The organism is Stenotrophomonas sp. YJH_SMC_25, from assembly GCF_059369595.1.
In genome coordinates this window covers 383,351-390,490 of the sequence record NZ_JCAFSV010000002.1, presented here as the reverse complement: position 1 = coordinate 390,490, position 7,140 = coordinate 383,351, and the positions used below count along the sequence as shown (strand labels likewise).

Annotated in this window: 6 protein-coding genes; 1 reads left to right on the top strand and 5 read right to left on the bottom strand. The window is 67.0% G+C overall.

The window, feature by feature from the left end; genetic code table 11:
* The first annotated feature begins 613 nt into the window (after positions 1-613).
* On the top strand, positions 614-1,801 hold the full coding sequence (locus AC5P7E_RS04725) for a benzoate/H(+) symporter BenE family transporter (protein WP_005411682.1): 1,188 nt from the start codon (positions 614-616) through the stop codon (positions 1,799-1,801).
* 6 nt (positions 1,802-1,807) lie between these two features.
* On the opposite strand, the gene AC5P7E_RS04720 is transcribed toward AC5P7E_RS04725, so the two are convergent.
* The 5 genes from AC5P7E_RS04720 to egtB form a co-directional block, all read right to left on the bottom strand.
* The gene (locus tag AC5P7E_RS04720; protein WP_005411683.1) at positions 1,808-2,581 is read right to left on the bottom strand and encodes a DUF2628 domain-containing protein; all 774 of its coding nucleotides are present in this window, start codon (positions 2,579-2,581) and stop codon (positions 1,808-1,810) included.
* Between the two features lie 50 nt (positions 2,582-2,631).
* Positions 2,632-3,498, bottom strand: a complete 867-nt coding sequence (locus tag AC5P7E_RS04715) for a D-hexose-6-phosphate mutarotase (protein ID WP_062606416.1) — start codon at positions 3,496-3,498, stop codon at positions 2,632-2,634.
* A 40-nt stretch (positions 3,499-3,538) separates the two neighbouring features.
* Positions 3,539-4,807 (bottom strand): lytic murein transglycosylase, encoded by a 1,269-nt coding sequence (locus AC5P7E_RS04710; protein WP_062606418.1) that lies wholly within the window; start codon positions 4,805-4,807, stop codon positions 3,539-3,541.
* Between the two features lie 84 nt (positions 4,808-4,891).
* Positions 4,892-5,866, bottom strand: coding sequence for an L-histidine N(alpha)-methyltransferase (gene egtD, locus AC5P7E_RS04705; protein WP_062606420.1), 975 nt, complete (start codon positions 5,864-5,866; stop codon positions 4,892-4,894).
* Positions 5,863-7,134 (bottom strand): ergothioneine biosynthesis protein EgtB, encoded by a 1,272-nt coding sequence (gene egtB, locus AC5P7E_RS04700; protein WP_049395802.1) that lies wholly within the window; start codon positions 7,132-7,134, stop codon positions 5,863-5,865. The genes egtD and egtB overlap by 4 nt, the downstream gene beginning before the upstream one ends.
* Between the last annotated feature and the right edge of the window lie 6 nt (positions 7,135-7,140).

The following is a 7,140-nucleotide window of genomic DNA, read 5'->3' as shown; positions in this document are numbered from 1 at the left end:
TAAAGCTGCAGATGATTGATTCTGGCAACGTATCGCTTGCTTTAAAACAATTAATAGTTGCTTGATCAAACGTCTGCAAGATGGACAATCATCCTTCCTGCAGGCGCCTTCACAAGATACCTGCGCATACTTTCAAAGATCCGGGGAAGTGGCCTCAGCGCCGTTCCCGTGTGCTGCGAAGTTTCCTTCGTAGCGAGCCGCCCATTATAGCCGGCTTTTCCGCTTCGTCAACACCTTTTTTCAAGGCCGTCTCACCGGGGTGGACGTTGTTGCCGATGCTGCTTCGGCGTTGGACCCGAAGGCCTTTCGTCGTTGCGAGCCGCCTATTATGCCGGACTTTTCGAGTCCGTCAACACCTTCGTTCGATCATCTCGTTCGTCGGTGGTGGCGTTGCTGTTTGCGTGCCGTTTCCGAAGAAGCGGTGCGCTGCAGCAAGGGAGCGAATTCTAGAGATCCTGCAGATTTCGTCAAGCATTTTTTTGCAGGGTGATGACAGAACCAAGGCAACGTCACGCATGGCATACGCTCGAAGATCACTGTGGCGTTGACCGCGCGTTGCGCGGTCAACGCCACAAGGGCTATCAATGCACGGATGCACAGTGGAGAGACGGCAATGAACATGCAGGTGCGGCAAGCGTGGTGGCGCGACCTTTCAGTACCGGCCCTCGTTGCCGGCTTCATTACTGTGCTGGTCGGCTTCGCCAGTTCGGCCGTCATCGTGTTCCAGGCTGCACAAGCTGTCGGTGCCAATCAGGCGCAGATCGCCTCATGGATGTGGGCACTGGGACTGGGCATGGGTGTCACCTGCATCGGGCTGTCACTACGCTATCGGGTACCGGTGGTGACCGCATGGTCGACACCGGGCGCGGCGATGCTGGTGGTCGGTGCCGGCGGCGCATCTCTTTCCGAGGCCACCGGCGCATTCCTGCTCGCTGCGGTTCTGGGCATGCTGGCTGGCTTCTCCGGCATCTTCGCCCGGTTGATGCAACGGGTACCGATGGCGCTGGCCGCCGGCATGCTGGCCGGGGTGCTGCTGCGCTTCGGTCTGGACGTGTTCGTGGCCATGAACACCCAGCTGGTACTGGCGCTGGCCATGTTCGCCACGTGGCTGGCCGGACGCCGCCTGTTCCCGCGCTATGCGGTCATCGCCACCCTGCTGGTCGGCATCGCGATTGCGGCCAGCCGTGGCCTGCTGCACGCACAGCAGGTGCAGCTGCAACTGGCGGTACCGCAATGGGTGACCCCATCCCTGTCCTGGACCGCGGTGGCCGGCATCGCCCTGCCCCTGTTCGTGGTCACCATGGCCTCGCAGAACATTCCGGGCGTGGCGGTGATGCGGGCATCCGGCTACGACGCCCCGGTGTCGCCGCTGATCGGCTGGATCGGTGTGGTCAATACACTACTGGCGCCGTTCGGTGCGTACGCGCTGAACCTGGCGGCAATCACCGCCGCGATCTGCATGGGCCGTGATGCCCATGAGGACCCGGCACGACGCTATACCGCCGCCATGGCGGCAGGTGCCTTCTACATCGTCATCGGGCTGTTCGGTGCCACCGTAGCCGCACTGTTCGCTGCCTTCCCCAAGGAGCTGGTGGCCTGCGTGGCCGGTATCGCGCTGTTCGGCACCATCGCCAACAGCCTGGCCAGTGCGCTGGCGGTAGAGCGGGACCGCGAGGCGGCACTGGTCACCTTCCTGGTCACCGCCTCGGGCGTCTCACTGGCCGGCATCGGCTCGGCGTTCTGGGGCCTGGTGGCCGGTGCGCTGTGCCTGCTGGTGCTGCGGCCCCGTCAGGACCGCTGACCCACCCTACCCGGCCAATGCTGCGCCGACGATGCTCAGCGCCACCGCGATGACGATGGCGATCAGTGTGGCGACCACGCTGGTGCCGCCACGCGCGGTCAGCTCGCTGCGCAGCCGTGCATCATCGTCGCCGGTGACGGCACGGGCCTGGGCGATCAGGCGCTGGCAGTGTGCCAGGTACCAGCTGTTGCCAAAGATGCCGGTGGTGATGCTCAGCGCGAAGGTGATGACCAGCGACAGGCCATCCGGCACATCCAGCCAGGTCTCCACCACGCTGATCAGCAGCAGCAGGCCAGCCCACATCGCCGCCAGGCGGTACATCCTGCGGTACATCATCCAGATCAGCCCGAGCAGGAAGGCCGGCCAATGCCAGGTGCCACTGCCCGTGGCAACGCCCTGATCCAGCCGCCAGCGCTGGCGATAGATCGGGAAGTTGCCGCCGACCACGCTGGCGTACAAGGCCATCTCGCCCTCCAGCCCGGCAGCCGCAGCCCTGTCCGGTGCGGCGGCCGGCGCACGATAGGGATCGGACGGATCGCCGACATCCGGCGCGATGCCCTCAACCGCAGGGGCTGCGTCGATATCCAGGGCCGGAGCCACCTCGACGGGGGTGGAAGCCTGCTCCAGTTCCGCCAACGGCCGCCATGAGGGCATGCCTTCGCACCAGAGCAGGGTGCGCGCCGTAACCGTCCCTTCCTGCTGCAGCTGGCGAAGACCGGCCAGATCCACCGGCCCACTGCTCTGCCTGCCATTGGCGTACCACCATTGTGCTTCCTGCATGTTTTCCGTCCTTGCTACCTGCATCGACAAACTGAAATCGTTGTCCGCGCCTACAGCGCGGTACTGCCCAGGGTCTGCACCAGCTGATGGCGCGCACCCGGCGCAAGCGTAATCTGCTCCGGGCCTGCGTTGGCCACTTCCAGGCATACGTAATCGCGCCAGCCCTCGCCGACATCGGCCATCCTGGCTGCCGCCTCGGCGCCCGGATTCCAGACCACCAGCGTCTGGCTGCCTTCGCTGCGGATCTCGATCCGCCGCTGCAGTACGGGATCATGCAGCACGTAATGGCCGCCGGCACCGGTGTAGATGCGATCGCTGCGACCGGGATCACGTGGATCGCGCAATGACCACGGTCCCTGTTGCAGGCGCAGCTGCGCATAGTCCTCGTACTTGTCCAGGTACTGCAGGCCGTCAAGGCCCTCGACCTCGACCCGCTTGGCATCGCCCACCCGGAAATAGCTGTGCAGGGCCTGGGTGAAGGTCACCGGCGAGGTTCCGGTGTTCTCGGTGACCAGCTGCTGGCGCAGTTGGCGGCCGATGCGCAGCTGCATCTGCAGGCGCAGGCCGCGATTGGCGCCGGGCGCAGGCGCCAACTGCAGCTCGACCTCGCCATCATCACGCTGGCTGGCCTGCAGAAGCTCCCAGCGCGCGGTACGTACCAGGCCATGCGCCGGTACATCGGCACTCTGGCCCTGGCGACCGAACCACGGCCAGCACACCGGGACGCCACCGCGGATGGGCGTGGGCAGCTCGGCGCGCGTGGGCGAAAGCCACAGCAGATCGGGCTGCCCATCGGGAATGAACGACAGCAGCTGGCCGCCGAACACGCTGACGACCGCCGTGGCGTTGGCGGTTCGCACCTGCCAGGCCTCCAGGCCGTGATACAGGCCGGTGCTGATGTCCGGATTCGACTGCATGCGATGACGCTCCTTGAAGACCGCGGCGATGATGTCGCGGTCAACGTGCCGCCGGCAAGGCTTTCTGCCCAGCGGGTGCGATGGCGGTCGCCTCTTCCTGCAGCGTGCGCAGGATGCGCTGGCCTGCGCGGCCGTCCACCTCGCTCCAGCCCAGGCGCTGCTGCTCGGCCTGGATCGCGCGGCGCGTGGCGGTACCGATCATGCCGTCGGCGGCACCGATATCGTGGCCGCGGGCCAGCAGCAGGGTCTGCAGCTGGCGGCGCTCATCGCGGCCCAGGCCCGGGTCATCGGTCGGCCAGGCGGTGGCCAACCCGTTGCCGCCACGCAATTGGTCAGCCAGCGTCGCGATCGCCAGCGCATAGCTTTCGGCGGCGTTGTAGCTGTAGATCGCGTCGTAGTTGCGGAACACCAGCAATGCCGGGCCCTTGTTGCCGGCCGGCAGCAGCAGCGCGGCGCGCGCATCCGCCGGCAGGTTGGCCGGAGCCAACACGCTGCCATCCAGCGCAGTCACGCCCTGCGCACGCCAGTCGGCCAGGGCGCGACGCTGGGTGCGGCCGGCCTGGCTGGCGTTGAAGCCGGCGGGAACACGGACTTCCATGCCCCACGGTTCGCCACTGCGCCAACCGGCACGCTTCAGATAGTTGGCGGTGGAGGCCAGCGCGTCAGGAATGCTGCCGACCAGATCGCGGCGGCCATCGCCATCACCATCGACCGCGATACGGGCGTAGGTGCTGGGCATGAACTGGGTGTGCCCGAAGGCGCCGGCCCAGGAGCCGGTGAGCCCCTGGGCCTGCAGGTCACCGCGATCGATGAGCTTGAGCAGCGCCAGCAGTTCGCCACGGAAGAAAGCCTGGCGGCGGCCGGCACAGGAAAGCGTGGCCAGCGACTGCAGCAGCGGGCGTTTGCCGAATACGCGGCCATAGTCGCTCTCCACCCCCCAGACCGCGACGATGGTGGCCGGATCGACGCCATACTGCGCGGAGACGCGATCAAGCAGATCGCGATGTTGCTGCAGCAGGGCGCGGCCATCAGCCACGCGCTGGCGGTCGACCAGCGCGGCCAGGTAATCCCAGATCGGCGTGGTGAATTCGGGCTGTGCATCGAGCAGGCCGAGCACGCTCGGGTCCGGGGTGAGGCCGGCGGTGATCGCGTTGAAACGGTCGGGACTGATGCCTTGTGTCACAGCGGTGGCCTGCAGGCCCGACAGGCAGCGGCTGAACGCCGGATCGATGTCGCCGGCAGGCGCGGCGGGCGCTGTCGGCGCCGAGGCAAGAGCGGCCGCCAGGCCGAGCGTGGTCAGAATGGGCATGGCGTCCTCCGTGTTGCCGTTGCACGGCCATCTTAGGGGTAGCGGTGCTGCTGAACCTGAAGCGGTACCGGCTGGCCGTCCGCCCTAGATGGCACGCAACAGGCGCAGGCCATAGGCCGGGCCTTCAGCATCCCAGCGCTGCATGACCTGCAGGCCAGCCGGCTGCAGCAGCGCTTCGAAGCTCTCGTCGGTGTACTTGTGGCTGTATTCGACGCGGATCGGTTCGTCGGCCTCGAAATGGAAGGTCCGGCCATCCAGATGGACGTCCTGCGCCCACTGGCTGACCAGGTCGGTTTCAATGCGCAGCCGCGCGGTGCTGTAACGGGCGCGGTGACGGAATCCGTCGAGATCGAAGTCGCTGCCGATCTCGCGATTGAGCCGGGCCAGCAGGTTGAGGGTGAATGCGGCGGTGACGCCCTGCGCATCGTTGTAGGCTGCTTCGATAAGCGCCGGATTCTTGTGCAGGTCGATGCCGACCAGAGCCAGGCCGTCGCGGCCCATCGTCTGGCGCATCGCGCGCAGCAGCGCGACCGCGTCTTCGCCTTCAAAGTTGCCCAGCGTGGAACCGGGGAAGAACAGCAGCCGTCGCGCGGGTTCGCGTTCGGGCATGGGTACGGCGACGGGACGGGTAAAGTCGGCACAGACCGGCAGCATCTCCACCTCGGGCAGCGCCGGGGCCAGGTGGTCGATGCTGGACAGCAGCGCGGCACGCGAGATTTCAATGGGCGTGTAGGCCACCGGGTCGTGCAGGGCGGCCAGCAGCAACGCGGTCTTGCGGCCACTGCCGCTGCCCAGTTCCACCACGTGCAGGTGCGGCCCGACGCTTCGGGCGATGTCCGGCAGTACCCGTGAAAGCAGGGCCAGCTCGGTGCGCGTGGGGTAGTACTCGGCGGTCTGCGTGATCTGCTCGAACAGGCGCGAGCCGCGCGCATCGTAGAAGTACTTGGACGGCAGCTGGCGCGGCGTGCGCGACAACCCGGCCACCACGTCGGTGAGGATCTGCTGGCGGCTGGGGGTGAGATCGGTCAGCGCCTGCAGTGCGTCGTGCACCGTACTCATGCGAGGTCCCTGGCCAGGCGCAGCCCGGAGAACTGCCAACGCGCCGGGGGCATGAAGAAGTTGCGGTAGCTGGCACGCACGTGGCCACGCGGCGTGGCGCAGCTGCCACCGCGCAGCACCCATTGCCCGCACATGAACTTGCCGTTGTATTCACCGAGGTTGCCGGCGAAAGGGCGGAAGCCCGGGTAGGCGCCATACGCGCTGTGGGTCCATTCCCATACATCGCCGAACAGCTGACGCAGTCCACTGCCCCCTGCAGCCTGCGGGTGCAGCCGATCGTCATCGGCAAAATGACCGCGAGGCGGCAGCGTTGCGGCGGCAGCCTCCCACTCGAACTCGCTGGGCAGGCGCGCACCGGCCCAGCGGGCGCAGGCATCGGCCTCGTAGTAGCTGAGGTGGCAGACCGGCGCATGCGGATCCAGTTCGCGCCAACCGCCCAGGGTGTACTCGCGCTGCAGGGCGTCATCCCAGTACAGCGGGTGCTGCCAGCCCTCGGCTTCGCGCAGCGCCCAGCCTTCGCTGAGCCACCAGCGCGGTTCGCGGTAGCCACCGGCGTCGATGAAGGCGCGGTACTCGGCATTGCTGACGGGGCGCTCGGCCAGTGCGTGCGCGGGGAGCAGCACGCGATGCGCCGGCGATTCGTTGTCGTAGGCGAAGGCGGTGTGCTGCGGCCAGGCTGCGGCGCCGATGGTGACGATGCGCTCGGGCGACTCGATCCAGCCCTGCGCACTGGCAGCGCTGGTTGCAGGCTGCAGGTCCTCGCGGTAGGCCGGCTGCAACGGATTGCACCAGAACGCGTGCTTGATGTCGGTGAGCAGCAGTTCCTGGTGCTGCTGTTCGTGCTGCAGGCCCAACTGCAGGTGCTGCAGTGCCTGCTCATCAAGGTCGCCTGCCGCCAGCCGCGATTGCACCTGTGCATCGACCTGCTGGCGGTAGTCGCGCACCTGCTGCAGCGATGGCCGCGACAGCAGCCCACGCTGCGGCCGGGCATGCGCCGGGCCGAGGCTCTTGTAGTAGCTGTTGAACAGGTAGTCCCAGGCAGGGTCATGCGCCGGTGCGGGTGGGAAGCCGGCCAGCACGAAGCGTTCGAAGAACCAGGTGGTGTGGGCCAGGTGCCATTTGCTCGGGCTGGCATCGGCCATGCTCTGCAGCATGGCATCTTCGGCGCTGAGGGGGGCTGCCAGGTGCATGCTGCGGTTCCGCACACATGCGTACTGGCGGGCGAGATCGCGCTGCGGGGCAGCGACGGCGGTGGCTACGCTGTCCATCCGGGC